The 26,264-nt window shown below is 61.8% G+C and carries 26 protein-coding genes; 8 read left to right on the top strand and 18 right to left on the bottom strand.

Annotated elements, in window-relative coordinates:
* Window positions 1-64: 64 nt before the first annotated feature.
* The 14 genes from AERO9A_RS16510 to AERO9A_RS16575 all read right to left on the bottom strand — a co-directional run bounded on the left by AERO9A_RS16510 (window position 65) and on the right by AERO9A_RS16575 (window position 15,469).
* A complete protein-coding gene (locus AERO9A_RS16510; RefSeq protein WP_159973010.1) occupies window positions 65-736 on the bottom strand; it encodes a DNA-3-methyladenine glycosylase I in 672 nt (223 codons plus the stop codon).
* 123 nt (window positions 737-859) lie between these two features.
* Complete coding sequence (locus AERO9A_RS16515) at window positions 860-1,918, bottom strand: 3-deoxy-7-phosphoheptulonate synthase (protein WP_159973011.1); 1,059 nt, start codon at window positions 1,916-1,918, stop codon at window positions 860-862.
* A 468-nt stretch (window positions 1,919-2,386) separates the two neighbouring features.
* The gene (gene argR / locus AERO9A_RS16520; RefSeq protein ID WP_159973012.1) at window positions 2,387-3,367 is read right to left on the bottom strand and encodes a transcriptional regulator ArgR; all 981 of its coding nucleotides are present in this window, start codon (window positions 3,365-3,367) and stop codon (window positions 2,387-2,389) included.
* A 78-nt stretch (window positions 3,368-3,445) separates the two neighbouring features.
* A complete protein-coding gene (locus tag AERO9A_RS16525; RefSeq protein ID WP_159974078.1) occupies window positions 3,446-4,210 on the bottom strand; it encodes an ABC transporter ATP-binding protein in 765 nt (254 codons plus the stop codon).
* A 28-nt stretch (window positions 4,211-4,238) separates the two neighbouring features.
* Window positions 4,239-4,937, bottom strand: coding sequence for an ABC transporter permease (locus tag AERO9A_RS16530; RefSeq protein WP_159973013.1), 699 nt, complete (start codon window positions 4,935-4,937; stop codon window positions 4,239-4,241).
* On the bottom strand, window positions 4,934-5,623 hold the full coding sequence (locus tag AERO9A_RS16535; protein WP_159973014.1) for an ABC transporter permease: 690 nt from the start codon (window positions 5,621-5,623) through the stop codon (window positions 4,934-4,936). The genes AERO9A_RS16530 and AERO9A_RS16535 overlap by 4 nt, the downstream gene beginning before the upstream one ends.
* A gap of 141 nt (window positions 5,624-5,764) precedes the next feature.
* The gene (locus tag AERO9A_RS16540) at window positions 5,765-6,538 is read right to left on the bottom strand and encodes an ABC transporter substrate-binding protein (RefSeq protein ID WP_159973015.1); all 774 of its coding nucleotides are present in this window, start codon (window positions 6,536-6,538) and stop codon (window positions 5,765-5,767) included.
* A gap of 541 nt (window positions 6,539-7,079) precedes the next feature.
* A complete protein-coding gene (locus AERO9A_RS16545; RefSeq protein ID WP_159973016.1) occupies window positions 7,080-8,399 on the bottom strand; it encodes a dicarboxylate/amino acid:cation symporter in 1,320 nt (439 codons plus the stop codon).
* Window positions 8,400-8,746: 347 nt separating this feature from the next.
* Window positions 8,747-10,942: an OsmC domain/YcaO domain-containing protein gene (locus AERO9A_RS16550; protein ID WP_159973017.1), complete on the bottom strand. Its 2,196-nt coding sequence runs from the start codon at window positions 10,940-10,942 to the stop codon at window positions 8,747-8,749.
* A gap of 176 nt (window positions 10,943-11,118) precedes the next feature.
* The gene (locus AERO9A_RS16555) at window positions 11,119-12,504 is read right to left on the bottom strand and encodes an ATP-binding protein (protein ID WP_159973018.1); all 1,386 of its coding nucleotides are present in this window, start codon (window positions 12,502-12,504) and stop codon (window positions 11,119-11,121) included.
* Window positions 12,501-13,178: a response regulator transcription factor gene (locus AERO9A_RS16560; protein WP_159973019.1), complete on the bottom strand. Its 678-nt coding sequence runs from the start codon at window positions 13,176-13,178 to the stop codon at window positions 12,501-12,503. The genes AERO9A_RS16555 and AERO9A_RS16560 overlap by 4 nt, the downstream gene beginning before the upstream one ends.
* A 132-nt stretch (window positions 13,179-13,310) precedes the next feature.
* Complete coding sequence (locus AERO9A_RS16565; protein ID WP_159973020.1) at window positions 13,311-13,628, bottom strand: hypothetical protein; 318 nt, start codon at window positions 13,626-13,628, stop codon at window positions 13,311-13,313.
* 113 nt (window positions 13,629-13,741) lie between these two features.
* Window positions 13,742-14,914 (bottom strand): MFS transporter, encoded by a 1,173-nt coding sequence (locus tag AERO9A_RS16570; RefSeq protein ID WP_159973021.1) that lies wholly within the window; start codon window positions 14,912-14,914, stop codon window positions 13,742-13,744.
* Window positions 14,915-15,004: 90 nt separating this feature from the next.
* The gene (locus AERO9A_RS16575) at window positions 15,005-15,469 is read right to left on the bottom strand and encodes a TlpA disulfide reductase family protein (protein WP_159973022.1); all 465 of its coding nucleotides are present in this window, start codon (window positions 15,467-15,469) and stop codon (window positions 15,005-15,007) included.
* A 30-nt stretch (window positions 15,470-15,499) separates the two neighbouring features.
* Between AERO9A_RS16575 and AERO9A_RS16580 the strand changes: the two genes are divergently transcribed.
* Entirely contained in the window at window positions 15,500-16,906 is a 1,407-nt protein-coding gene (locus AERO9A_RS16580) for a PilZ domain-containing protein (protein WP_159973023.1), read from the top strand.
* Between the two features lie 9 nt (window positions 16,907-16,915).
* Here the strand turns inward: AERO9A_RS16580 and AERO9A_RS16585 are convergent, their stop codons facing one another.
* Window positions 16,916-18,151, bottom strand: a complete 1,236-nt coding sequence (locus AERO9A_RS16585) for a virulence factor BrkB family protein (protein ID WP_159973024.1) — start codon at window positions 18,149-18,151, stop codon at window positions 16,916-16,918.
* Window positions 18,152-18,354: 203 nt separating this feature from the next.
* On the opposite strand from AERO9A_RS16585, the gene arsC reads away from it, so the two are divergent.
* Genes arsC through AERO9A_RS16605 form a run of 4 tightly spaced genes read left to right on the top strand, consistent with a single transcriptional unit; the run spans window position 18,355 to window position 20,414 of the window.
* Window positions 18,355-18,708 carry an arsenate reductase (glutaredoxin) gene (arsC, locus tag AERO9A_RS16590; RefSeq protein ID WP_159973025.1) on the top strand — a complete coding sequence of 118 codons (354 nt, stop codon included), beginning with the start codon at window positions 18,355-18,357 and terminating at the stop codon, window positions 18,706-18,708.
* Window positions 18,705-19,301, top strand: coding sequence for an NAD(P)H:quinone oxidoreductase (gene wrbA, locus AERO9A_RS16595; protein WP_159973026.1), 597 nt, complete (start codon window positions 18,705-18,707; stop codon window positions 19,299-19,301). Before arsC ends, wrbA begins: the two co-directional genes overlap by 4 nt.
* Before the next feature lies 1 nt (window position 19,302).
* Window positions 19,303-19,713, top strand: coding sequence for a DUF2069 domain-containing protein (locus AERO9A_RS16600; protein WP_159973027.1), 411 nt, complete (start codon window positions 19,303-19,305; stop codon window positions 19,711-19,713).
* A complete protein-coding gene (locus AERO9A_RS16605; protein ID WP_159973028.1) occupies window positions 19,713-20,414 on the top strand; it encodes an alpha/beta fold hydrolase in 702 nt (233 codons plus the stop codon). Before AERO9A_RS16600 ends, AERO9A_RS16605 begins: the two co-directional genes overlap by 1 nt.
* A gap of 249 nt (window positions 20,415-20,663) precedes the next feature.
* Here AERO9A_RS16605 and hda read toward each other — a convergent pair whose 3' ends face one another.
* The 3 genes from hda to AERO9A_RS16620 all read right to left on the bottom strand — a co-directional run bounded on the left by hda (window position 20,664) and on the right by AERO9A_RS16620 (window position 23,562).
* Window positions 20,664-21,368, bottom strand: a complete 705-nt coding sequence (hda, locus tag AERO9A_RS16610; protein ID WP_159973029.1) for a DnaA regulatory inactivator Hda — start codon at window positions 21,366-21,368, stop codon at window positions 20,664-20,666.
* On the bottom strand, window positions 21,365-22,447 hold the full coding sequence (locus tag AERO9A_RS16615; protein ID WP_159973030.1) for an AI-2E family transporter: 1,083 nt from the start codon (window positions 22,445-22,447) through the stop codon (window positions 21,365-21,367). Before AERO9A_RS16615 ends, hda begins: the two co-directional genes overlap by 4 nt.
* Window positions 22,448-22,512: 65 nt before the next feature.
* On the bottom strand, window positions 22,513-23,562 hold the full coding sequence (locus tag AERO9A_RS16620; protein WP_159973031.1) for a DUF2066 domain-containing protein: 1,050 nt from the start codon (window positions 23,560-23,562) through the stop codon (window positions 22,513-22,515).
* 240 nt (window positions 23,563-23,802) lie between these two features.
* On the opposite strand from AERO9A_RS16620, the gene purM reads away from it, so the two are divergent.
* From purM to AERO9A_RS16635, 3 genes are read left to right on the top strand one after another with little or no spacing between them, the layout of a single operon-like run.
* A complete protein-coding gene (purM, locus tag AERO9A_RS16625; RefSeq protein WP_159973032.1) occupies window positions 23,803-24,861 on the top strand; it encodes a phosphoribosylformylglycinamidine cyclo-ligase in 1,059 nt (352 codons plus the stop codon).
* Window positions 24,861-25,505, top strand: a complete 645-nt coding sequence (gene purN / locus AERO9A_RS16630) for a phosphoribosylglycinamide formyltransferase (RefSeq protein WP_159973033.1) — start codon at window positions 24,861-24,863, stop codon at window positions 25,503-25,505. The genes purM and purN overlap by 1 nt, the downstream gene beginning before the upstream one ends.
* A gap of 8 nt (window positions 25,506-25,513) precedes the next feature.
* Entirely contained in the window at window positions 25,514-26,230 is a 717-nt protein-coding gene (locus AERO9A_RS16635; RefSeq protein ID WP_159973034.1) for a DUF3108 domain-containing protein, read from the top strand.
* Window positions 26,231-26,264: the final 34 nt, after the last annotated feature.

The raw sequence follows: 26,264 nt of genomic DNA on the forward strand, positions 1-26,264 counted from the left end.
GCGCCCCAAAGCGTCTCCCCCAGGGGACGCAGGTAGCCGCGACCGCAGGCCGTCAGAGCGAGGCTTAGTGATTGACCGTATGCGCCAACATCACCGATAGCTGGCACAGCGGTCGGCCACTCTCGACTTGCCACTGATTGAAGGCTGCCTGCACGGCGGCCAGGTCTTTCAAGCTGGTCGGCGCCTTATCGATCACACCCTGCGCCTTGAGCGCCGCGACCATGTCATCGGTGGGAATAAAGGTGTCCTTACCGACCATACGCAGAAAGCGCGGCGCCGACAGCCCGCCAAGCTGGCTGCCATGCTTGGCCAGGTACTTCCACAAACCGACGATATCGGTCACCGGCCAGTCGGCGATCAATGCGCCGAAACTGCCCTTATCGCGGCGCACGTCGAGGATGAACTGGGCGTTGCGCGGCACGCTTTTCAGCTTGCCCAGATGGCGGATCAAGCGCGCATCCTGCATCAGGTTTTCCAGGCGCTCGGCCCCCATCAGCACCACCTTTTCCGGGTCAAAGCCGAAGAACGCCTGCTCGAAGGCTGGCCACTTGGCGTCTACCAGGCTGTGCTTCAGACCCGCGCGGAAGATACGCAGGCTGATCAACGACAAGTAGCGGTCATCGGCAAGCGCGCGCAGCTCAGCAGCGCTGCACGGCTGTGGCAGCATGGCCTCCAGCGCCGTGGCCGAGCCGAAGCGGTTGAGGCAGAACGCGTGCAGCCACTTGTAATCACGCATGAATCGAATCCTTCACGAAATGGATGACGAAGCCTGCATGCAATAAGCCGAACACCGCAACCCCCGTAAACACCCGTAGGGCGGGTCAAACCCGCCAGTCTCGGGGCAGCGGGTTGCCCCGCCCTACTTGCGCAAACGCTCGGCGGCCTGACGCAGGGCCGCCTCGGTGCCGCTCCAGCCCAGGCAGCCATCGGTGATGGATACGCCATAGCGCAGCTCGCCGGTCAGCGCCTGGCAGCCGTCGAACAGATGGCTCTCCAGCATTACCCCACGCAGACTTTCATCACCCACCAAACGCTGGTCAATCACGCTGTCCAGCACCGCTGGCTGGCGCAGCGGATCCTTGCCGCTATTGGCATGGCTGCAGTCAACCAGAATGCGCGGCGTGATGCCCTGGCGCTGCAGCGCCTCACGCGCGGCGGCGACGCTGGCGACATCATGGTTCGGCGCGCCATGGCCGCCGCGCAGCACCAGATGCGTGTCCGGGTTGCCAGCGCTATGCAGCAACGCTGGGTGGCCAAGGTCATCGATGCCAAAGTGCTGGTGCGGGTGCGCCGCCGAACGCATGGCATCGCAGGCAATGCCGATACTGCCGTCAGTGCCATTCTTGAAGCCCACCGGCAGATCCAGACCGCTGACCATCTCGCGATGCACTTGCGACTCGCTGGTACGCGCGCCAATGGCGGCCCAAGCGAGCAGATCATCGAAGTAACCGGCGGCCATCGGTTGTAGCAGCTCAGTGGCCAGCGGCAGGCCACGCTCGAGAATCTCCAGCATCAGTTGCCGCGATTGACGCAGCCCCTCGGCCATATCGCCGCTACCGTCCAGGTGCGGGTCGTACAGCAGCCCTTTCCAGCCCACGGTAGTACGCGGTTTTTCCACATAGGCGCGCATCACCAGCAGCAGTTGATCATCGACCTGTGGCGCCAGCTCGGCCAGGCGTTCGGCGTATTCGAGCGCCGAGGTGCGGTCATGCAGGGAACAGGGGCCGACGACGACCAGCAGGCGCTGATCTGCGCCATCGAGCACGGCGCGGATAGCGTCGCGGTCAGCGGCGATACGTTCGGCAAGTGCGGCGGATAGCGGCAGGCGCTGGCGCAATACGGCGGGGCTGGGCAGCGGCTGAGCACTGCGGCGGGCGATGGTGGTGGCGGGGCAAACGAGTTGAGCGGAGCTGTTCATGATCTGGCGGTTCCTTGGCTGGCGCGGTCAATGCCGCGGCGGCGCTAACTGAGTGTTCGTGGCAAAGGTGTCAGGGCGGTGGTGAAGCAGCTAAATCGCCAGTCGTAGCGGTAGTTGCGGTAATAACGGTTCATCTGTAAGTCCTCAATGCTTGGCCACTTTGGGCCGGAAAAAACAAAACCCCCGGTCGGGTTGCCGACCGGGGGTTTTCTGGAAAACGTCTCTGGTGGCGACCCTGTCATCTCAGGCCGCCTGTGGGGTATCAGGCGCGCCTATGGCTAAACCAATACCCAAAGAAATAATACGCCGTTGCCACACCCGACTGCGCACGCGCCAGCGCAGTGCGAGTAGCACCGGCTTGCAGCAGAGACAGAAGGTTGAGGCAGGTAGGCATGCAATTCTCCGTAACAGTGGCCGAACCATACTCCAGGCCCTTACCGCCTGGCAAGCATGCGCTGCCGAGGTGTCCTAGCCTCGCTCCACAGGCGTTGAGCTGAGTTCGAAGGGGCTGTTGCTGCGGCGCTGGTTGCGGTCATCGCGCGGCGTGGCACCAAAGAAGTTGCGGTAAGCGCTGGAGAAATGCGGGCCGGAAGAGAAGCCGCAGGACAGGCCGATCTGGATGATCGACTTGCTGGTCTGCATCAGCAGTTGCCGCGCCTTGTTCAGGCGCAGCTCCAGGTAATACTGGCTGGGCACGCGATTGAGGTACTGCTTGAAGATGCGCTCCAACTGACGCCGTGATACGCAGACATGCTGGGCGATTTCGTCGGTGGTCAGCGGCTCTTCGATATTGGCCTCCATCAGCAGCACCGCTTGAGTCAGCTTGGGGTGGCTGGAGCCAAGGCGATTCTGCAGCGGAATGCGCTGGCGTTCGCCGCCCTCACGGATACGCTCGACCACCAATTCCTCGCTCACCGCACCGGCCAGTTCGGCGCCGTGATCGCGTGCCAGCACCGCCAGCAGCAGATCGAGCACCGCCAGGCCACCGCAGGCGGTGAGACGGTCACGATCCCAGTCGAACAGATGGCTGGTGGCGATGACCTTGGGGAAGCGCTCGGCGAAATCGTCCTGCCAACGCCAGTGCACCGCCGCGCGGTAGCCATCGAGCAGACCGAGCTGCGCCAGCGGGTACACACCCGCCGACAGCCCGCCGATCATGCAGCCACTGCGCACCAGTTGCTTGAGCGCGGCGGCCAAGGCCGCAGACACCTGCGCAGGCGGCGCATCGGCCAGTAGAAACAGCTTGTGCAGGCCATCAAGATGACCGGTCCAAGGCTCGCCCGGCAGGCGCCAGTCGCCTGCCGCCAGCGGCTCGGCCTGGAGGAATACCAACTCGTAGAGCACCTCGGGGTGCACCCGCTGCGCCACGCGCAGGGCTTCCTCGGCCAGGGAAAGCGTCAGGGCCTTGGTGCCGGGCCAGTAGAGAAAGCCGATTCGATGGAGGGTCATGAAAACCTGTTCACATTCTGCTGCGCCTTGAGCCTACTGCGTTAAAAAGCAGGCATTGCTGCGCAGTCTAGCTTCTTATTATTTGAGACTGCCGCGAAGGAACTGCTTGAGCCGCTCGGATTGCGGATTGGCCAGCACTTCACGCGGGCAACCACGCTCTTCGACCAATCCCTGGTGCAGAAACATCAACTGGTTCGACACTTCACGGGCGAAGCCCATTTCATGGGTCACCACCACCATGGTACGCCCCTCACTGGCCAGGTCCTGCATAACCTTGAGCACCTCACCGACCAGCTCCGGGTCGAGCGCCGAGGTCGGCTCGTCGAACAGCATCACCTCCGGCTCCATTGCCAGAGCGCGGGCAATGGCTACACGCTGCTGCTCGCCACCGCTCATGTGCGCCGGGTAAGCGTCCTTGCGGTGCGCCACGCCAACCTTGCTCAGGTAATGCTCGGCCTTGTCACGGGCTTCGGCCTTGCTCACGCCAAGCACATGCACCGGCGCTTCCATCACGTTTTCCTGGGCGCTCATGTGCGACCACAGGTTGAAGTGCTGAAAAACCATGGCCAGGCGCGCGCGCATGCGCTGCAGTTGCTTGGTATCGGCGGCGCGCAGCGAGCCGTCCTTGGCCGGCACCAGCTTCAACGCTTCGTTGTTGAGCAAGATCTTGCCGGCATGCGGCTGTTCCAGCAGATTCAGGCAACGCAAAAAAGTGCTCTTGCCTGAGCCACTGGAGCCGATGACGCTAATGACGTCGCCCGCCCTGGCTGCCATCGACACACCCTTGATCACCTCATGGCTGCCGTAGCGTTTGTGCAAGTCCTGAACTTCGAGTTTGTACATGCTCGGGGTCTCTTGAATCGACATGGCATCACACCTTGCGCGGGGCCATGTAGGCCAGCCAGCGGCGCTCGGCCCGCTTGAACAGGCGCACCAGGATAAAGGTCAGTACCAGGTAGAACAGGCCGGCAGTGATGAAGGCCTCGAACGGCAGGTAGTACTGCGAATAGACCGTGCGCGCCGCGCCGGTGATGTCCACCAGGGTGACAATGGATGCCAGCGAGGTGGTGTGCAGCATCATGATCACCTCGTTGCTGTACTGCGGCAGCGCCCGGCGCAGGGCAGACGGCAGGAGGATGCGGCGATACAGCTTGCTGCGTGACATGCCCATGGCCTTGGCCGCCTCGATCTCACCCGGCGGCGTGGCCTTGAGGCTGCCCGCCAGGATTTCAGCGGTGTAGGCACTGGTGTTGATGGCGAAAGCCAGGCAGGCGCAGAAGGTAGCGCTGGAGAAATACGGCCAGAGAAAACTGTCGCGAATGACATCGAACTGCGCCAGACCGTAGTAGATCAGGAACAACTGCACCAGCATCGGCGTGCCGCGAATCACGTAGGTGTAAAGCCAGGCCGGGAAGTTGATCCATGGCGACTTCGACACACGCATCAGCGCCAACGGCAAAGCCAGCGCCAGGCCGACGCTCAGGGAGATGGCCAACAACTTGAGCGTGACCAGCACACCGCTGAAATACAGCGGCAGGTTCTCCCAGATCACTTGATAGTCGAAGATCATAGCTCGGCCACCTTGGAGCCTAGGGAGTAACGCTTCTCCAGCAGACGCAAGGCCAGCAGCGACACGCTGGTCAGCAGCAGATACAGGCCCGCCACCGCCAGGTAAAAGGTGAACGGCTCGCGCGTGGCGTCAGCGGCGTTCTTGGCCTTGAACATCATGTCCTGCAGGCCGACCACGGAAATCAGCGCAGTGGCCTTGGTCAGCACCAGCCAGTTGTTGGTGAAGCCGGGAATGGCGAAGCGGATCATCTGCGGCACGAGTATGCGAAAAAACACCTGCGAGCTACTCATGCCATAAGCCGCACCGGCCTCCGCCTGGCCTTTGGCAATGGCCATGAACGCGCCACGAAAGGTTTCCGATAGGTAGGCGCCGAAGATGAAACCCAGGGTGAATACACCGGCAACAAAGGGATTGATGTCGATGTAATCCTCATAACCCACCAACGGCGCGAGGCTATTCACCAGGCTCTGACCGCCGTAGAAGATCAGCAGAATCAGCACCAGGTCGGGAATGCCGCGAATCACCGTGGCATAGATTTCGCCCAGCATGGCCAACCACCTGACAGGCGACAGGCGCGACGCCGCACCGATCAGGCCAAGGACGATCGCCAGCGCCATCGACGTCAGCGCCAGGAGCAAAGTGAGCCAGGCACCATCGAGAATGGTCGAGCCGTAGCCTTGAAGCATGCGCTAAACCCTCATCAGGCACCGCCTCGGCGCCACATAGCACAATCGAAAATACAGAGGGGCAGCACAAGCGCTACCCCAAGGGCTCATCAATAGTGGCGCGCCCAATGCTGGCGCTACCACTGCATCGTGCTTGGGGGCTTACTCGCCGTAGACGTCGAAGTCGAAGTACTTGTCCTGCACACGCTTGTAGGTGCCATTGGCGCGAATCGCTGCGATGGCCGCGTTGATCTTGTCGGCCAAGGCCTTGTCGCCCTTGCGTACGGCGATCCCCTGCCCTTCACCGAAATACTTCACATCGGTGAAATCGGGGCCTACGAAGGCAAAACCCTTGCCGGCGTCGGTCTTGAGGAAGCCGTCATCGATGTTCACCGAATCGGCCAGAGTGGCATCCAGACGTCCAGCCTGCAGGTCTAGGAAAACCTCGTTCTGCGAGCCGTAACGCACCACCTCGGCACCTGCCGGGGCGAAGATATCGGTGGCGTAGCGGTCATACACGGAGGAGCGCTGCACGCCGATTTTCTTGCCTTTGAGGTCGACCAGCGGGTCTTTCAGCTCAGTACCCGCCTTCATCGCCAGCTTGGCCGGGGTGGCGTAATACTTGCCGGTGAAGTCCACCGACTTCTTGCGATCTTCGGTAATCGACATCGACGACAGCACAGCGTCGAACTTGCGCACTTTCAGCGCGGGGATCAGGCCGTCGAACTCCTGCTCGATCCATTGGCACTTGACCTTCATTTCTTCGCACAGGGCGTTGCCGATGTCGTAATCGAAGCCGGTGATCTGGCCATCGGGAGTCTTGGAAGCGAACGGCGGATAGGCCGCCTCGATACCCATGCGCAGCGGCTTGTCAGCCATGGCCAGAGGCGACAACAGGGAAAGCGCCAGGGCGCCAAACAGGACGATCTTCTTCATTGCATGCTCCGTCGAATTGGGTAGGGCATCGATGGCAGTGAGGGGCCGAGCCTTTATGGGTTACATAAGGCAGCGTTACGCTGTCGTGCTGGGTAGACGACAAAGGGCCTTGGCTGGGTGTGCGGCATTCTAGCGGCAGGCAATGAGGCGATATTTCCTCAATGCGACAACTAATTACAGAAGCGCAGAGCGCGCGGACGGCAGATATTGACAGCGAAAAAAAGAGCTGATCAACAGAAAAAGAAAAATCGAAAACTACAGCAAAAACCACACCACATAGCGCTCAATCCCTCTACTACGCACCTCTGCGCGCTGCGACTCGTATTCGCCAGGCACCGAAAGGCACCAAAACGGCGCAACAGCGTTTCCGCTACACCCAACGCAGGGCGGTCGCGTTACGGAAAACATGCCCTGTAGGCGAGCAATAAAAAGCCCACCCTAAACAGACCGCGTAAAAACCACTGCACTCGGTCATGCGGCGTTTTCACAGGGTCTGAAAAAAGTGGGCTTGGACGCTCCCGCAGGTAGCAGGAGCGCACACTCAGGCAGTTTCGCGCTGACCGACCGGTGCCTCGACAGGCGCGACACTACGCCCACCATCGGCCAGCTCACGCTGCAGCGTGCCCTCATCAAGCTCCTTGCACCACTTGGCAACCACGATGGTGGCCACGCCATTGCCGATCAGGTTGGTCAGGGCGCGCGCCTCGGACATGAAGCGGTCAATGCCCAGGATCAGCGCCAGGCCAGCCACCGGCAGATGCCCTACCGCCGACAGGGTCGCGGCCAGCACGATAAAGCCGCTACCGGTCACCCCCGCCGCGCCCTTGGAGGCCACCAGCAGCACCAGCAACAGGGTGATTTGGTGGGTAATGTCCATCGGCGTATCGGTGGCCTGAGCAATAAACACTGCGGCCATGGTCAGGTAGATGGAGGTGCCGTCGAGATTGAAGGAATAACCGGTAGGAATTACCAGACCCACCACCGACTTGTTGGCCCCAAGCTTCTCCATCTTGCTCAGCATGCGCGGCAGAGCCGACTCGGAGGACGAGGTGCCAAGCACGATCATCAGTTCCTCGCGGATATAGCGAATAAAACGCAGGATGCTGAAACCATGAGCACGGGCGATGCCGCCCAGCACCACCAGCACGAAGAACACGCAGGTGATGTAGAAGCACATCATCAGTTGGCCCAACTGCACCAGCGAACCGACACCGTACTGGCCGATGGTGAACGCCATGGCGCCAAAGGCACCGAGCGGCGCGAGCTTCATGATCATATTGATCACGCCGAACATCACGTGGGCAATACGATCGATGAATTCCAGCACCGGCTTGCCGTAGTCACCCATGCGCTGCAGGGCGAAGGCGAACAGCACGGAGAAGAACAGCACCTGAAGAATGTCGCCATTGGCGAAGGCGCCGACCACCGTGCTGGGAATCACGTTGAGCAAGAAGCCAATGGTGCTTTGCTGCTCGCCTGCCGAAGCGTAAGCGGCAATCTTGCTGGCATCCAGCGTACTGGGGTCAACATGCATACCAGCACCCGGCTGGGCCACATTGACCACCACCAGGCCAACGATCAGGGCGATGGTGGACACCACCTCGAAGTACAGCAGCGCATAGCCGCCGGTACGACCGACGGCCTTCATGTCCTGCATACCGGCGATACCGCTAACCACGGTGCAGAAGATGATGGGCGCGATGACCATTTTGATCAGCTTGACGAAACCATCGCCGAGCGGTTTCAGCGCAACACCCGTTTCCGGGTAGAAGTGGCCAAGCAAAATGCCTACGGCGATGGCGAACAGCACCTGCACGTAAAGCATCTTGTAGAAAGGTTGACGGGCTACAGCAGTCGTCATGGCAGTACCTCAATGACACTCATGGCGGCATCCGCAGCGCACCATGAAGCCTTGCATAAGCGATGGCCCTCCTTCTGGAGGGATTTATTGTCGAGGTGCGTCCTGCGCACCCTTGAGGGCCCTATCGCAAAGCTCATGCCACAGCTTTCAGAATATTAAAAACCTTTGATTTCATTGGCTTGCAGAGGATTTAAGGGATGCAAGCGCGGCCAGAGCTGGCGGTTTTCCGCACAGCCCTGCGAAGCGACTGGCGGATATCCCACGGCAGCACATGGCTACAGCGGCTTATCCACCAAGATCATCAGTAACGCCGCGCTCGGCGCCTGGAGAGGTAGGTCAGAGGCGATTCAGCTCAGGCCCGCAACGCGCGCACGGGCCGCGTGCAGCTTCTTGTAGCTGTCGATCAGGCGCAGGTGTTTGTCCAGCCCTTCGAGCTGCATGCTGGTTGGCGTCAGGCCATGGAAGCGCACGCGGCCATCCACCGACCCGATCACCGCGTCCATACGCTCGTTGCCGAACATGCGCCGCAGGTTGTGCTCGTAGTTGGCCAGCTCCAGCTCGTCGTCCAACTGGATTTCCAGCACGGCATTGACCGCCTGGTAGAACAGGCCGCGCTCGACGGTGTTGTCGTTGTACTGCAGGAAGGCCTCGACCAGTTCCTTGGCCTCGTCGTATTTCTTCAGTGCCAGGTTGATCAGCAGCTTCAGCTCAAGGATGGTCAACTGGCCCCACACCGTGTTGTCGTCGAACTCGACGCCGATCAGCGTGGTGATGTCGGTGTAGTCGTCGACCTCGGCGTTGTTGAGGTTGCGCAGCAGCGACTTCAGCTCGCGGTCGCTGAGGGCGTGCAGGTTGAGGACGTCCTTGCGAAACAGCAGCGCCTTGTTGGTGTTGTCCCAGATCAGGTCCTCGACCGGGTAGATCTCCGAGTAGCCCGGCACCAAGATGCGGCAGGCGTTGGCGCCGAGGTCATCAAAGGTGGCCACGTAGACCTCCTTGCCCAGGTCTTCGAGGATGCCGAACAGGGTCGCGGCTTCCTGCTCGTTGGAGTCGCTGCCCTCGCCGGAGAAATCCCACTCGACGAACTCGAAGTCTGCCTTGGCGCCGAAGAAGCGCCAGGACACCACACCGCTGGAGTCGATGAAGTGCTCGACGAAATTGTTCGGCTCGGTCAGCGCCAGGCTGTCGAAGGTCGGCTGCGGCAGGTCATTCAGGCCCTCGAAGCTGCGGCCCTGCAGCAGTTCGGTGAGGCTGCGCTCCAGCGCCACTTCCAGGCTCGGGTGGGCGCCGAAGGAGGCGAATACGCCGCCGGTACGCGGGTTCATCAAGGTCACGCACATCACCGGGAATTCACCGCCCAGCGAGGCATCCTTCACCAGCACCGGGAAGCCTTGCTCCTCCAGACCTTTAATACCGGCGACGATGCCCGGATACTTGGCCAGCACCTCCTGCGGTACATCCGGCAGGCACAGCTCGCCTTCGAGGATTTCGCGCTTGACCGCCCGTTCGAAGATTTCCGACAGGCACTGCACCTGGGCCTCGGCCAGGGTGTTGCCAGCGCTCATGCCGTTGGACAGGTACAGGTTCTCGATCAGGTTGGAGGGGAAGTACACCGTCTCGCCGTCACTCTGGCGCACGAAGGGCAGCGAGCAGATGCCGCGTAGGGTGTTGCCCGAGTTAGTGTCGTACAGGTGCGAGCCGCGCAGCTCGCCGTCCGGGTTGTAGATGGCCAGGCAATGCGCGTCGAGGATCTCTTCGGGCAGCGCGTCCTTCGGGCCCGGCTTGAACCAGCGCTCGTTGGGGTAATGGACGAACTCGGCGCTCGCGATGTCCTCGCCCCAGAACTGGTCGTTGTAGAAGAAGTTGCAGTTCAGCCGCTCGATGAACTCGCCCAGGGCCGAAGCCAGCGCGCTTTCCTTGGTCGCGCCCTTGCCGTTGGTGAAGCACATATTCGACTGCGCATCACGGATATGCAGCGACCAGACGTTGGGCACGATGTTGCGCCAGGAGGCAATCTCGATCTTCATGCCCAGATCCGCGAGGATGCCCGACATATTGGCGATGGTCTGCTCCAGCGGCAGATCCTTGCCTGGGATGTAAGTGGTGGTGTCACTCACCGGCATCAGCAGCGCCTGGGCGTCAGCATCGAGGTTTTCCACTTCTTCGATGATGAACTCGGGGCCCTGCTGCACCACCTTCTTCACCGTGCAGCGGTCGATGGAACGCAGAATCCCCAGGCGATCCTTCTCGGAAATGTCCGCTGGCAGCTCGACCTGGATTTTGAAGATCTGCGCGTAGCGGTTCTCCGGGTCGACGATGTTGTTCTGCGACAGGCGGATGTTCTCGGTGGGGATGCCGCGTGTCTGGCAGTACAGCTTGACGAAATAGGCTGCGCACAAGGCCGACGATGCCAGGAAATAGTCGAACGGCCCCGGCGCCGAGCCGTCGCCCTTGTAGCGAATCGGCTGATCGGCGATCACCGTGAAGTCATCGAATTTGGCTTCTAGGCGAAGGTTGTCGAGAAAGTTGACCTTGATTTCCATGGAGCGGCACCGGCAAGCGAAACGAAATGGCCGCCATTATCCGGGTTTTGCTTCGGATGTCTTGCGCCATGCGCCAAAGGGCGGGCAATCGGAGCGGTCGCGGCTGAAGCCCCTCCCGCATCGAACCGGCACCGTGGGAGGCGCTTCAGCGGCGACTCAGTGACAAGCGGCCCGCCTCAGTCGTACAGGCGCACGCGGAAGCAGGCCCCGCCGAGTTCGGAATCTTCCAGGCTCAGTTCGCCGTCGTAGCTCTCGACGATGTCCTCGACCACCGCCAGGCCAATCCCCTGCCCCGGATTCTGCACATCAAGCCGCTCGCCACGCTGCAGTACACGTGCGCGCTGGTCAGTCGGCACGCCGGGGCCATCGTCCTCGATGGTCAGCAGGCAGCCACCCGGCAGCAGCACCAGGCGCACCCGCACCTGGCGCAAACACAGGCGATAGGCGTTTTCCAGCAGATTGCCGAGCAACTCCATCAAGGCGCCGCGCTCCATGGTGATCTGACTGTGCTCGGGTACATCGAGGGTCGCCTCAACCTGCTTGTCGCGGTACACCTTGGCCAGCGAGCGGCACAGGCTGTCGAGCAACGGCCAGACCTGCTCGCGATGGCGCACCAAGCCGCTGCGGCGCAAGCTGGCGCGCTGCAACTGGTAACCAATCTGCTGGCTCATGCGTTCGATCTGCGCCTGCATCAGTTGCGCTTGCTCACGGTTTTCGGCCTGTCCGGTCAGGGTTTCACCGACACCCTGCAGCACACTGAGCGGCGTTTTCAGGCTATGTGCGAGGTCTTCCAGAGAGTCACGGTAACGCTCGCGCTGGCGCCGTTCGCTATCGAGCAGACGGTTGAGGGAATTGGTCAGGCGCAATAATTCGCGCGGATGATCGTCGCTCAGGCGCTGGCGCGTTCCCGCCTCAACACCATCGAGCTCATCACTCAGGCCGCGTAGGCTGCGAAAGCCCCAGGTCAGGCCGAACCACAGCAGCCCCAGCAGTACCACCAGCGCCAACCCCAGCCACAGACGTAATTGCCAGGCAAAGCCGTTGAACAGGCTCCGGTACTCACGCGTGGGCTGCATGGTGACGATGCTCAGCGCCGTTTCGTCGCCGCGCAGCAGATCCACCTCAATGTCGTAGACGAAGTACTCCTGGCCATTCTTCTCATCACGCACCCGCACGAACTCGTGCCCACGACCATCATAGTGCGGCAGGTATTGCACCAGTTCGTCCTGGGAGGAACGCGAGCGCCAGATCAGCTTGCCATCGCGGTCGAAGATAAAGCCGAGCAGGTGCGAATCGAGATTATCGAATTCCTCGTCCGGCATTTTCTCCGGCATGTGCAAGCGGCCATCATGGATGCGCGCCGCCGAGATAAGGGCCGCCGCATCGGAGGCCAGGCGTTTTTCCACCGTTTGCTCCAGAGCCATCATGAAAACGCCCTGCAGCACCGGCATCAGCAGCAGCATGAACACCACGGCCAGCGCCGTGGTGCCCAACATCAAGCGTAGGCGCAGCGAGCGAAAGCGCGCGCGCAACTGCCTCACGATGATGCGCGCACGCCTCACTTACAGCGCTCGTTGAACAGATAGCCCTGGCCGCGCACCGTCTCGATCAGCTTGTTATCGACCGCTCCGTCGAGCTTGCGGCGCAGGCGTCCGACCAAGACCTCGATGACGTTCGGATCACGCTCGTCATCGCCTGGATAAAGCTGCTCCATCAGGCGTTCTTTAGCGACCACCTGCTGATGATGCAGCATGAGGTATTCGAGGATGCGGTATTCATAGGCCGTCAGTTGCAGCGACTGCTCGTCGACGGTCGCCTGCTTGCGGTTGAGATCGAGCACCAGGTTGCCCGCTTCGATGGTGGACTTGGTGAACCCTGAAGATCGCCGCAACAAGGCGTTCAGACGCGCTTCCAACTCCTCGAACTGGAACGGTTTGACCAGGTAATCATCGGCGCCGCAGGACAAGCCTTCCACCTTGTCCTGCCAGTTGCCACGCGCGGTCAGAATCAGGATCGGAAACGTCTTGTCCTGGCTACGCAATTGGCGGATCAGCTCGATGCCATTCATGCCAGGCAGGCCGAGATCGACCAGGGCCAGATCGTGATTGAAGTTCTCCGTACGGTACAACGCCTCTTCGGCCGTACGCACGGCGTCAACCACATGGCCATTCTCACTGAGGCGAGTGAACAAATGGTGGCGCAGCAGCGCTTCATCCTCCACCACCAGCAATTTCATGACATGTACTCTCCTCTTTGCAGTTGGACGCAGGCGTGACGAGCAGGCCTGGCCCACCCGCGCAACGTCAATCGCCTTCGATCTAGGTATTCCGACTCAGTTCCTGCATGGATATCAACCGGCCCCTAGCGTTCAGCCATCGCGCCAGGGGCTTGAGGCCTGCGCTTCGACCCAGAGGTTCTGTGGACGCAGGTTATAACCGCTGTAGCGGTCGGCGAAACATTCATCACCAAGGCAGTTATGCCCTTCGGCAGCGCGCCGACCTACGCGCACACTCCAAACGCCATCGTCATCGATCACCTTGTCCAGGCGCGGATCTGCGGGCCTGACGCTAAACACATAGGGTTTCTGACTATTGCGCGTATCAGGAAGGTTGTCGTCGGCTTGGGCAGCGCCGGCGCCCAGGACCAGGCAGGTGCTCAACACAACACGGTTCAGGGTGATTTTCATGGAATCAGTCCTCTCGCTGCAGTGCGATCAACTCAGCCATGAGTTTGCGCGAAGACTACTGAATCCCCGCTGAACCCTCCTTGAACCAGCACTGAACAGCTCGCATTCGCGAGCTATAAACGCCGCACCAGCGTCGCAGCGAGCAGAAACATCGCAGCCAACACCGCCAGCAGCGCCAACCAGCCAGCATGCTCCCAGACGTACCCTCCCAGATAGCCGACCAGGCTTGAGCCCAGATAATAAGCGCATAAATACAGCGCCGAAGCCTGCGCCTTGGCCCCTTGAGCATGCGTGCCCACCTGCCCGCTGGCCACCGCATGGGCCGCGAAAAAGCCCAGGGTGAACAGCGCCAAACCCGCCACAGCGGCACTCAGCCAGGGCGTAGCGCAGAGAGCGACACCCAGCAGCATCAGACAGATCGACCCCAGCAACACTTGCCGCGCGCCGAAACGCGGCACCAAGCGTCCAGCCCAGCCGGCACTGAAGATCCCCAGCAAATAGACCACGAACAGCAGACCGATAACCGTGGCCGACAGATTGAACGGCGCCCCGGCCAGGCGAAAACCGACGTAATTGAACAGGGCTACGAAGCCCCCCATCAACAGAAATGCCAGAGCAAACAGCAGGCGTAAACGCGGGTTACTCAGGTGCATGGCGAAGTTGCGCAAAAGCCCGCGCAGCGACAGTGGCTGCGCGGTGAAATGCCGTGAGGGCGGCAGCAGCCAGATAAACAGCGCCAAAGCCAATAGCCCCAAGCCGGCGATGCCTCCAAGTGCCCAGGGCCAGCCACCAAGATCGCTGAGCAGACCGGCCAGCAGACGCCCCAGCAAGCCACCTAATGCGGTGCCACCGATATACAAGCCCATCGCCGCTGGCAACGACTGCGGTGCGAACTCCTCACCGACATAAGCCATGGCCAGCGCCGGCAGGCCACTCAGCGCCAATCCCAGCAACGCCCGCAGCACCAGCAGGCTGCCCCAGTCCTCGACCCAGGAACAGGCAATGCCCAGCAACGCGGCCAAGCCCAAGGCCGCAGCCATGACCGGCTTGCGCCCCCAGCTTTCGGCCAGAGCCCCGGAAACCAGCAGGCACAGCGCCAGGCTCAGGGTGGTCAGCGACAGCGCCAAACTGCTGCTGGCCGCGGACACGCGAAAGTGCGCCGCCAACAACGGCAGCAGCGGCTGAACGCAATAAAGCATGGCGAAAGTGGCGAAACCGGCGCAGAACAGCGCCAGAGTGGCACGCCGATAAGCGGCGGTACCACGTACGAGATGGCTGGTGGGCATCGAAGCGACTCTTGCAACTCGACTCAGGGATGGGCGAAAAATCTTAGCATGCTATCGATACCAGTGACGCCTGTGCCGATCTTTCTCCGCTCACTGCCCGCGCAGGCGCTGCAACTGCGCCAGCAGGCCGGCTGAGGTCTGCTCACCCATCAGGCGCTCACGCAACTTGCCCTCGGCATCGATGATGTAAGTCACAGGCAGCGCATCGTTGTGCGGCAAACCGAAGCGCGCGGCCGGATCCTGCGCCAATACGGTGAACTGGATATCGAAGGCATCCGTGGCCTGCTTGAGCTCCTCGCCTTGCAAGCCGTCGAAGTTGACTCCGATGACCTGCGCGCCTTGTCCTTGCAGCGTCTTGGCCAACACGTTGAGCTCAGGGATTTCGGTACGGCACGGCGCGCACCATTGCGCCCAATAATTGATGACTAGCCACTGGCCATCGAGGCTATCAGCCGTTACCTTTCGTCCATGCTGATCCGGCCCGAAGTCTTCGCTGCAAGCAGTCAACAGCAGACCCGCACAGATACCCATTACCACCTTGCAGAGTGAGCCCATGCCCTCGATCCTCGAACTTCCGGGGTTGATATGACGCTGGATGCCCTACGCCTGGAAGTTCCCGAGATTCGCGCAGACGGCAGCGGCGTGCCTGCGGATCTGCTCGAACAACTGGCCCAGGCGCGCCAGCAGGATCTGGGCAGCGCACTGCAACGGGTGTTAGGCCTGCTGTTCAATCTCAACCGCAGCGCGCTGACCTTACTGGAAAGGCAGCGTGCGCTGCAAAGTTTCAGTGACGAGTTCCGCCACTACGCCGCCCTCACCGACACTCGCAAGACTCCCGACACCCTCTTCGTACACCTGTGCAGCGAACTGGCCATTGGTTTCAAACGCCTGTTGCTGCAGATTCTCCAGGGCCGCCACCCGTCCCGCCCGCACCTGGCCTGGTGCCTGTACATGGCGCAACATTTTCTCGCCCAACACTTGCTGCGCAACTACCAGCTCTACCAGGAGCCACCTGCCGCCATCTGGCGCGACAGCCACCTGCTGTACTGGATTGGCGAGCACCAGCAATGCCTGGACGAGCCCATCGCCGCCGCCTTCCAACCAAGACCCGCCAATACCCTACGCGGCCTCTACCAGCAAAGCTTGCTGCTGGCGCTAAGCAATCCATTCCACCTGGCGGAAGGCGAATGCCTGCTGCTGTTCGTCGCACTATCGCCCTACGCAGACTTGGCGCGCCTGCTGGACTGGGACAAGGACGACAACGAGGACGGCCCGACCATCGATCTAAGCCAGCCCCAGGCCTACCTGAGCCAGGATCAACAACCAGAGGGCGATGTGCACAACCTGCGGCGCCTCGAACTGGGCGCCCTACTGGTCGCACTGAGCGAACCTGCCCCGCTGCAGAGCCAGGCAGAACATGAACTGCTGGCACGCGTGCATGCACACTGGCTTGGCCGCGAGCAGCGTCGACACGAGCGCGCCGAGCTTGTCGGCCAATGCAATCTGGTCATCGGCCTGAGCGCCATCCATGCCCAATTGCTCGACCAGTTGCCACCACGTACGACAGCCAACCTGCTCGATACCAGCGCAGGTGGTGCACGCCTGCTGTGCCACCGCGACGAAGGCGCACAACTAAGCGTCGGACAATTGGTGTTGCTACTCACCGACAGTACACCCAGCCTAGCCCTGGTACGCTGGCGGCATCTCAACCATGCAGGTCTACACCTAGGCCTGCGCTACCTAAAAGGCCTGCCTCGCCCCGTGTGGCTGCGGCGTACCCCGAGCGCCCAAACCCACCCTGGCGTACTGCAAAGCACCCCCGAACCGGGTAACGGCTGGCATCACGGTCTCTGGCTACCGAGCGGCCAGTTCGTCGAAGGCGAGCACCTGTGGCTGCAACTGCTCAACATTCATAACCAGGCGACCCTGCCTTTACCGGCCAGCAACCTGGACACCCCTCTGGTATCGCGCTACCCGCTGCGCCTGGGCTAAGCCGCGCGGTCAATTGTCCACTCGTGCCTCCTGACGCCCGGACAACCAGGCTGCCAGATTTTCGCCAAACAGTTCGTCCTGTTGCGCCTGCAAGGTCTGCAGGGCCTGGCGCATGGCCGGATACCAAGGCTCATCGAGGCGCTCGGGCAACTGGCGCACACTCGGCAGCGGCCAGGGACTGTTTGCTAGCAACTGCTGCAGGCTGAAGTGGTGCAAATCGCGACACAGCACCCAACCGCCGCCACTGGCACGACACGCCAAGTGCTCACGCTCCAGAAATGCCATCACCTCCCACCACTCATCCTCCGGCACTCGCCAGCCCGCCCCCTGCAGGTCGCCGTGCTGCAACGGCTCACCACGCTGCTGGCGCTCCAGCAACAAACGCAGAATACCGAGCAACACCAGCGAGCGCGGCAGCGGGCGCCGCCGCCAGTGTTTCGGCAGCGACAGGCTGCACACCAGCTCGGCGCCGAGCAGCACGATCAACCACGACAGATAGACCCACAGCAGAAACAGCGGCACGCTGGCAAAGGCGCCATAGATCAGGTGGTAACCGGGAAACAGGCGCACATAAAGCCCGAACAGCGCCTTGGCGATTTCAAACAGCACAGCGGCGAACAGCCCGCCCTGCAAGGCATGACGCAAGGGCACCCGCGTATTGGGCACCGCGGCATAGAGCAACGTGAATGCCGCCACACTCGACAGCAAGGGCATGAAGCGCAATATCGTCTTGGCGCCCAGCACCGCGTCCGGCCCGGAGATCAGCGATAAGGAGGTGATATAGGTACTCACGGCGAAACCAGCACCAAGCAACAGCGGGCCAAGGCTGAGAATCGCCCAATACAGCAGGAAGCTGGACATGCCGCGCCGCGGCTGCCGCACGCGCCAGATGGCGTTGAAGCTTTTCTCGATGCTCACCAGCATCAGAAACGCCGTCACCGCCAGCACGGCGACACCTATCCAGGTCAGTTGCCGCGCCTGGCCAGTGAACTCGCGCAGGTACTGCTGCACAGTCTCACCGGTAGACGGCACGAAGTTATGGAAGATAAACGTCTGGATGTCTTCACCGACACCCTGGAAAGCCGGGATGGCCGAGAGCATGGCGAAGGTGACTGTCATCATCGGCACCACCGCGAACAACGTGGTATAGGTCAGGGCCGCCGCACTGCTGGTGCCGCGATCATCGACGAAGCGCTGCAACAGGGCACGCCAGAAGTCCAACCAATCGCGCAGTCGATGCTGCATGCCTTCTCCTAAATGCACTGCGTTGATCGACCCACGGATGCCGATGGGACTCCTTTCACGGTAAGCGCGTCATAACGCAATTGCCGACGCTCAATGGACAGCTCACCGCGCGAAAAGGTCGCATGAGCGTCACCGGCAGTTTTCGCGCTGGCAGGCGTGAGGCGGTTAGAATAGCCAGCACCTCAAACCAAATACAGCCCACCATGACCGACCTGACCCTCTACCACAACCCACGCTGCTCGAAATCCCGTGGCGCGCTGGAATTGCTCGAAGCGCGCGGCCTGCAACCAACGGTCGTGCGTTACCTGGAAACGCCGCCAAGCGCCAACGAGCTGCGCGAGCTGCTCGGCAAACTGGGCATCAGCGCCCGGCAACTGCTGCGTAGCGGCGAAGATGACTACAAGGCACTGGGCCTGGCCGATACCAGCCTGAGCGAGGCACAACTGATCGACGCCATGACCAGCCATCCCAAGCTGATCGAACGCCCCATCCTGGTGGCAGGCAACAAAGCCGTGATCGGTCGGCCACCGGAGATGATTCTGGAGCTGCTGGCATGAGCGCACCCTACATTCTGGTTCTCTACTACAGCCGCCATGGCGCCACCGCACAGATGGCCACGCAAATTGCCCGCGGCATCGAACTCGGCGGGCTCGAAGCGCGCTTGCGCACGGTGCCCGCGGTGTCCAGCGAATGCGAGGCCGTAGCGCCGAGCATCCCCGATGAAGGCGCGCCCTACGCCACCCTCGATGACCTGAAGAACTGCGCCGGCCTGGCGCTCGGCAGTCCGACACGGTTCGGCAACATGGCCGCGCCGCTCAAATACTTCCTCGATGGCACCAGCAACCTGTGGCTGACTGGTGAGCTGGTCGGCAAACCAGCCGGCGTGTTCACCTCCACTGCCAGCCTGCATGGCGGCCAGGAAAGCACCCTGCTGTCGATGCTGCTGCCCTTGCTGCACCACGGCATGCTGCTGTGCGGCCTGCCCTACAGCGAATCGGCGCTGCTGCAGACTCAGGGAGGCGGCACACCCTATGGCCCCAGCCATCACGCGGGTGGCGACGGCAAACGCCCGCTTGATGAGCATGAAATCGCCCTATGCCGCGCCCTAGGCACACGCCTGGCACGCATCGCGCAAAAACTGGAAAGCTGACATGGCCCGCACCCAGAAACCACTGCCCAGCCTGCAATGGCTGGAGCCACGCATGAAACTGAGTCGCTCCCTGAGCCTGTTCAGTTTCATTGCGCTGGTTGCCCTGCTACTGATCTGGAACCTGGCCTTCGCCGACCTGCACGGCGCCCGCATCGGCGTGGTGCTGGCCATCCAGCTAATCCCCCTGGCGCTGCTGGCCCCAGGCCTGATCATGGGCAGCGCGCGCGCGCATGCCTGGATCTGCTTCGTGGTCAACATCTACTTCATCCAGGGCGTACTCGCCGCCATCGACCCGCAACGCGCCCTGTTCGGCGCGCTGGAGGCGGTGATCAGCTTAGGTCTGTTCTGCTGCGCCCTGCTCTACACGCGCTGGCGCTTCCAGTACGACCGCAAACTGGCCGGAGAAGCCTGATGCGCCTGGTGCTGCTGCCCGGCATGAACGGCAGCAGCGCCCTCTTCAGCCCCTTGCTCGACGCGCTCACAGGTTTCGATTGCATGGTTCTGAACCTGCCGCCACAAGGGCCGCAGGACTATCACAGCCTGAGCGAAGCACTCTATCCGCAGCTTGGCAGCACGCCCTTCGTGTTGCTGGCTGAGTCGTTTTCCAGCCCACTCGCTTACCAGCTCGCCCTGCGCCAGCCAACGGGATTGCGCGGCGTGATCTTCGCCGCCTCGTTCCTGACTCGCCCCAATGCCGCGCTACCACTGCTCAGACACCTGCCCATGCCGCTGACGTTCGCCACACGGCCCTGGCTGCTGCGCGCGCTGTGCCTGGGCAAAGCCGCAGATGAAGAGGCCCTGCAAGGAGTGCAGCGGGAAATTCGTCGGTTGGATCAGAAACTACTACATGCGCGTCTCGCCACTCTGGCCAGCCTGCAAGCACCGACTCTGGCCCTGGATCTACCCAGCCTACACCTCTGGCCACAACAGGATCGCCTGGTCGCCAGCGCTGCCGCTGAACGACTGCCACAGTTTTGCCGCGACATCCGCCAGATGCGCCTGGACGGCCCGCACTTTATTTTGCAGACACAGCCAGAGGTCTGCGCCAAAGCAATCGTTGAGTTCATAGAAGCAGCTTCAAGCTGCAAGAAGGAGCACTCCCCCTCTGACTGACGGCTTGCAAGCAGCCCGAGCAGCCTCCGGGCCATGTCCTGATGTAGGAGCGAATTTATTCGCGATTCTGGTCAGGCACGAAGCTAAACCCTATCGCGAATGAATTCGCGCCTACAGTGGCAAGCCTTATCTGATCGGCATTAGCCCGTAGCCCAGATGAAATCCGGGATGGTGCAGGAAGACTCCCGGATTGCATCCGGGCGACGCTCTCGCTTGTAGCCTGGGCCTGCAGCTTGAAGCATGCAGCCTTCACCAGCCCAGGGTTTCCTTGAGAAAAGGAATGGTCAGCTTGCGCTGGGCCTGCAACGAGGCCTGATCGAGACGTTCGAGCAGCTCGAACAAGGCGCTCATGCTGCGTTCGCCACGAGTGAGGATGAACCGGCCAACCTCATCGCTCATCTGCAGGCCGCGGCGTGAGGCTCGCAGTTGCAGCGCGCGTAGTTTGTCTTCGTCAGATAGCTCGTGGAGCTGGAAGATCAGCGCCAGAGTCAGCCGCGATTTCAGGTCAGGCAACTTGATCGGCAACTCACGTGGCGACATGGTGCCAGCCAACAACAGGCGTCGGCCGCTGTCACGCAGGCGGTTAAACAGATGGAACAAGCCTTCTTCCCAATCACTGCGGCCAGCGATTGCGTCCAGATCATCGAGGCAAACCAGCTCGCACTGCTCCAGATTGTCGAGCAGCTCCGGGCCGTGCTGCACCACCTCACCGAGGGGCAGATACACCACAGCTTCACCACGCTGTTCGAAGCGCAAACAGGCAGCCTGCAGTAAATGACTGCGACCAACGCCTTCGGCGCCCCATAGGTAGATCAGGCTCTCCGTCCAGCCGGCATCGGCCTCGCACAGACGCTCGACATAGCCCAAGGCAGCGGCATTGGCGCCGGGGTAGTAGTTGGCGAAGGTGGCGTCATCGCGCAGACGCACCCCCAGGGGAAGCTGGATGGGTTTCATGCTGGGGGCTCGTGGGAACCGCTGTTCTCTCCGTAAAGGCCGGAAAGTTTATACAAATCATGAGCATGGCGCAGCAGAACCATGATCACGGCGGCAACCGGCAGGGCCAGCAGCACGCCAGTGAAGCCGAACAACTGACCACCGGCGAGGATGGCGAAGATCACCGCCACCGGATGCAGGCCGATGCGATCGCCGACCAGCAGCGGGGTCAACACCATGCCTTCGAGCAGTTGGCCAATCATGAACACCACACCAATACCGATCAGCGGATAAGGGTCGAGGCCGAACTGGAACAGCGCAGCCGTCAACGCCGCGCCGATGCCGACGATAAAGCCCATGTACGGCACGATGCTCGCCAAGCCGGCCAGCACGCCGATCAGCAGTCCCAGTTCCAGGCCCACGAACATCAGGCCGACGGCATAGATGACGCTCAGCGCCAGCATCACCATCAGTTGCCCACGCAAGAAGGCACCTAGCACCTCATGACACTCGCCCACCAGCTTGACCACCAGCCCTTCGCGCTGACGCGGCAGCAGGCGGCGTATGCGCTCGACCAGCAAATCCCAGTCACGCATCAGGTAGAAGCTGACCACCGGGATCAGCAGCAGGTTACCCAGCCAGGCCAGCAGCGCCAGGCCAGACGAAGTAGCCTGCGCCAGCACCGTTTTGAGCACGTCTGTGGTCTTGCCAAGGTTGTCGGAGAACACCTGCTTGAGCTGATCGACCTGCAATACGTCATTGCTCAGACCAAGATGCGATTGCGACCAGGGCAAGGCCGTGCCCTGCAGCCAGTCGAGCATTTCCGGCGCCAGTTGATAGAGGCTCACCAGTTGCCGCCCGAGCATCGGCACCAACACCAACAGCAGAATCAGCAAGGCCAGGGTGAACAGGGCGAAGACCACCACCACGCCACCAGTACGCGACAGGCGATGGCGTTCCAAGCGATCGACCATTGGATCGCCCATATAGGCCAGCAGGATGCCGACCAGAAAAGGCGAGAGAATCGGGTGCAGCAGATACAGCAACCAGCCGAGCAGAAACAGCCCAGCCATCCATAGCCAGCGAGTGGAATCAGTCATGCTCGGTCCTCGGAATCGGGGCGCGCCAAACAGGCGCTCTGGCCGGGCGACCAGAGCAACGCAGTCTACCAGCGAAAATACAGGGCGTTGTTGCTCGGCTGCACAGGCGCAGAGAGCGGCGCGCCAGGAGCCTGGCCAGCGGCGGCAGGTGCAGGTGCGGGTTCAGGTTTTGGCGCTGGCTCTTCCTGCAACTGGCCCAGGGCCAATTGGGCGCGCAGTTGATCAGCACTGGCGCTGACCTGATAGGTCAATTGCTTGCCGTTGACTGCCACCAGACGCGGGGCGAAAGGCTCAAGCAGACGCTCAACGGCCGCGAAACGGCTCAGATCGGCGCCATCCAGAACCAGAGTCAGGCTTTGTGCCGCACCCGGTTTGATCACGAAACGCGGCGCCAGACGTTCGTTGACCGCCAGCATCACAGCATCGGCCAGAGCCGCCTGATTAGCTGCTTCGACACTGCCTTGCTCACGCTCCTGACCAATCCACAAGCGCCATTGCGCCTGCCATTTACCATCACGCTCGCTGGCGCGCACCGCCAACAAGGCATCGGCGCCATAACGCTCGGAGGCGTCGCGCAGAGCCTGCGGATCATTAGCCGCAAGACCTTCCGGGGTGGCCACCAGTTGTTCGCTGAGATCAGCCATCGGCAGACGCAGCGGCAGCCCGCGATGCTGAGCAGCGTCGCGTAACTGGGCAGCCTCCGCCTGGCTCTCACCGATTAACTGGCTACCCACGTTCGTCTCGCTGAGCCACCAAGTGAGAATGGCGGGTCGATTGGCGCCCCACAGCGACAGCCCAGCACCACGCAACAGACGCTCGGTACTTGCGGGGTCGAACTCCACCGTCAATGCATCACCCTCATAGCCGAACTGACTGACGATCTGCTGAGGATCCTTGCGCAGCCCGTCAAGCCCCGGATTATTCACCGCCTTGGCGTCGCCGGTCAGGCGCTGCACCAGCGTCTGCAATGCCCGCTGCATGGCCTCGTCGCGGCTGGCAGGCTCCTGATCGGCAAGCGGCTCACGCACCTGATACAAGCCACTGACCGGCGCAGCCAGGACAGGCAGACAAAGCAGCGACAGGCAGAACAGTAACGGACGGAAGAACGGACGCATGATGGGCTCTCGCAGAAGAAACAACGGCGCGGGGCCGTGAGGGGCCTATACCTTAAACAGCCGTTGACGGCCGGGCAACCGGCGCCACGAGCGCGACGAAGCGCATGCGCGTGAGTGGCCGCTACCGGGCAAGCCTGATAAAATCGCGCGCCTTCGCCAGCCGGTAGGCGCGCCGGGCTCCGTGGATGAGCCTGCGCCATGTCGGCGCCACCCGAACTCCCTATTCAAAGGCCCGGATCTATGAGCAAGCAACCCTCCATCAGCTACAAGGACGCAGGCGTCGATATCGATGCCGGTGAAGCCCTGGTCGAGCGCATCAAAGGCGTGGCCAAGCGCACCGCACGTCCCGAGGTCATGGGTGGCCTGGGTGGCTTCGGCGCCCTCTGCGAGATTCCGGCTGGCTACAAGCAGCCGGTGCTGGTATCCGGTACTGACGGCGTCGGCACCAAGCTGCGCCTGGCGCTGAATCTGAACAAACACGACAGCATCGGCCAGGATCTGGTCGCCATGTGCGTCAACGACCTGGTGGTCTGCGGCGCCGAGCCGCTGTTCTTCCTCGACTACTACGCCACCGGCAAGCTCAACGTCGACGTAGCGGCCACCGTAGTCACCGGTATCGGCGCCGGTTGCGAGTTAGCCGGCTGCTCCCTGGTCGGTGGTGAAACCGCCGAGATGCCAGGCATGTACGAAGGTGAAGACTACGACCTGGCCGGTTTCTGCGTTGGCGTGGTGGAAAAAGCCGAGATCATCGACGGCTCCAAGGTTGCCACCGGCGACGCCCTGATCGCCCTACCTTCCTCCGGCCCGCATTCCAACGGCTACTCGCTGATCCGCAAGATCATCGAAGTCTCCGGCGCCGATATCGAGCAGGTGCAACTGAACGGCAAGGCTCTGGCTGACCTGCTGATGGCACCGACACGCATCTACGTCAAACCGTTGCTCAAGCTGATCAAGGACACCGGCGCGGTCAAAGCCATGGCCCACATCACCGGCGGCGGCCTGCTGGACAACATCCCGCGCGTACTGCCGCAAGGCGCTCAGGCGGTGATCGATGTCGCCAGTTGGGAGCGCCCAGCGGTGTTCGATTGGTTGCAGGAAAAAGGCAACGTCGACGAGCACGAAATGCACCGCGTACTGAACTGCGGCGTCGGCATGGTCATCTGCGTTGCTCAGGATCAGGTCGAAGCGGCTCTGGCCAGCCTGCGTGCAAGCGGCGAGCAACCTTGGGTCATCGGCCAGATTGCCGTAGCTGCCGAGGGCGCCGAGCAAGTCGTGCTGAATAATCTGAAAGCCCACTGATGGTCTGCAACGTCGTCGTCCTGATCTCCGGCTCAGGTAGCAACCTGCAAGCCTTGATCGACAGTTGCGCCCATGACGACAACCCGGCACGCATCGTCGCGGTGATCTCCAACCGCGACGATGCCTATGGCCTGCAGCGTGCGCAGCAGGCCGGTATCGCCAGCCGCGTACTCGACCACAAGCCGTACGCCGGGCGCGAAGCCTTCGATGCCGCGCTAATCGAAACCATCGATGCCCACCAGCCAGACCTGGTGGTGCTGGCTGGATTCATGCGTATCCTCTCCCCCGGCTTCGTCAAGCACTACAACGGACGTCTGATCAACATTCATCCCTCCCTGCTGCCTCGTCACAAAGGCCTGCACACCCATCAGCGCGCGCTGGAAGCTGGCGATCATGAACACGGCTGCAGCGTGCACTTCGTAACCGAGGAACTCGATGGTGGCCCACTGGTCGTACAGGCAGTGTTGCCAATCACGCCAGCGGACACACCTGAGCACCTAGCCGACCGTGTTCACCTGCTGGAACACCGCATCTATCCACTAGCAGTACGCTGGTTTGCCGAAGGCCGCTTGCGTCTGAGCGCGCAAGGCGCAATGCTGGATGGCCAGCCGCTGCCAGCCTGCGGCCACGTGATTCGAACCTAGGAGACTTTATGCGTCGTGCCCTGTTGTTCGCTCTAACTCTTTTCAGCCTGCCAGCCTTCTCGACAGAGCTGGAGCCCTTCTCCGCCAGCTACACCGCCGACTGGAAGCAACTGCCGGTCAGCGGCAGCGCCGAACGTACGCTCGAAAAAGTCGATGGTGAACGCTGGAAGCTGGACTTCGAAGCCTCGATGCTGGTCGCCGGCCTGACCGAACAAAGCACCTTCAAGCTCGACAACGGTACGCTACTGCCGCTGAGCTACCGCTTCGACCGTAGCGGCCTGGGCAAGAGCAAGAAAGTCGAGCAGGACTTCGACTGGCAGCAGAAGCAAGTCATCGGTAGCGACCGCGACAACGCCGTGCGCCTGCCGCTCAACCGTGGCCTGCTGGACAAATCCAGCTACCAGATCGCCCTGCAGCTCGACGTTGCCGACGGCAAGCAGAGCATGAGCTATCAGGTGGTCGATGGTGACGAGATCGAGACTTACGACTTCCGCGTACTGGGCGAGGAAGTGGTTCGCACCCGCGCCGGGCTGATCGACGCAGTCAAGGTCGAACGCGTGCGTGACCCCACCCAAAGCAGCCGTAAAACCATCCTCTGGTTCGCCAAGGACTGGGGCTACTTGCTGGTTCGCCTGCATCAGGTGGAAACCGACGGTAAGGAATACCAGATCATGCTGCAGGAAGGCACGGTCAACGGTAAGCAGGTCGAAGGCCGCAAAGACTGATCCTCAACAATGAAAAAGCCGGGAGACATTCCCG

Source organism: Pseudomonas sp. 8Z (assembly GCF_902506535.1).
GTDB lineage: Bacteria > Pseudomonadota > Gammaproteobacteria > Pseudomonadales > Pseudomonadaceae > Aquipseudomonas.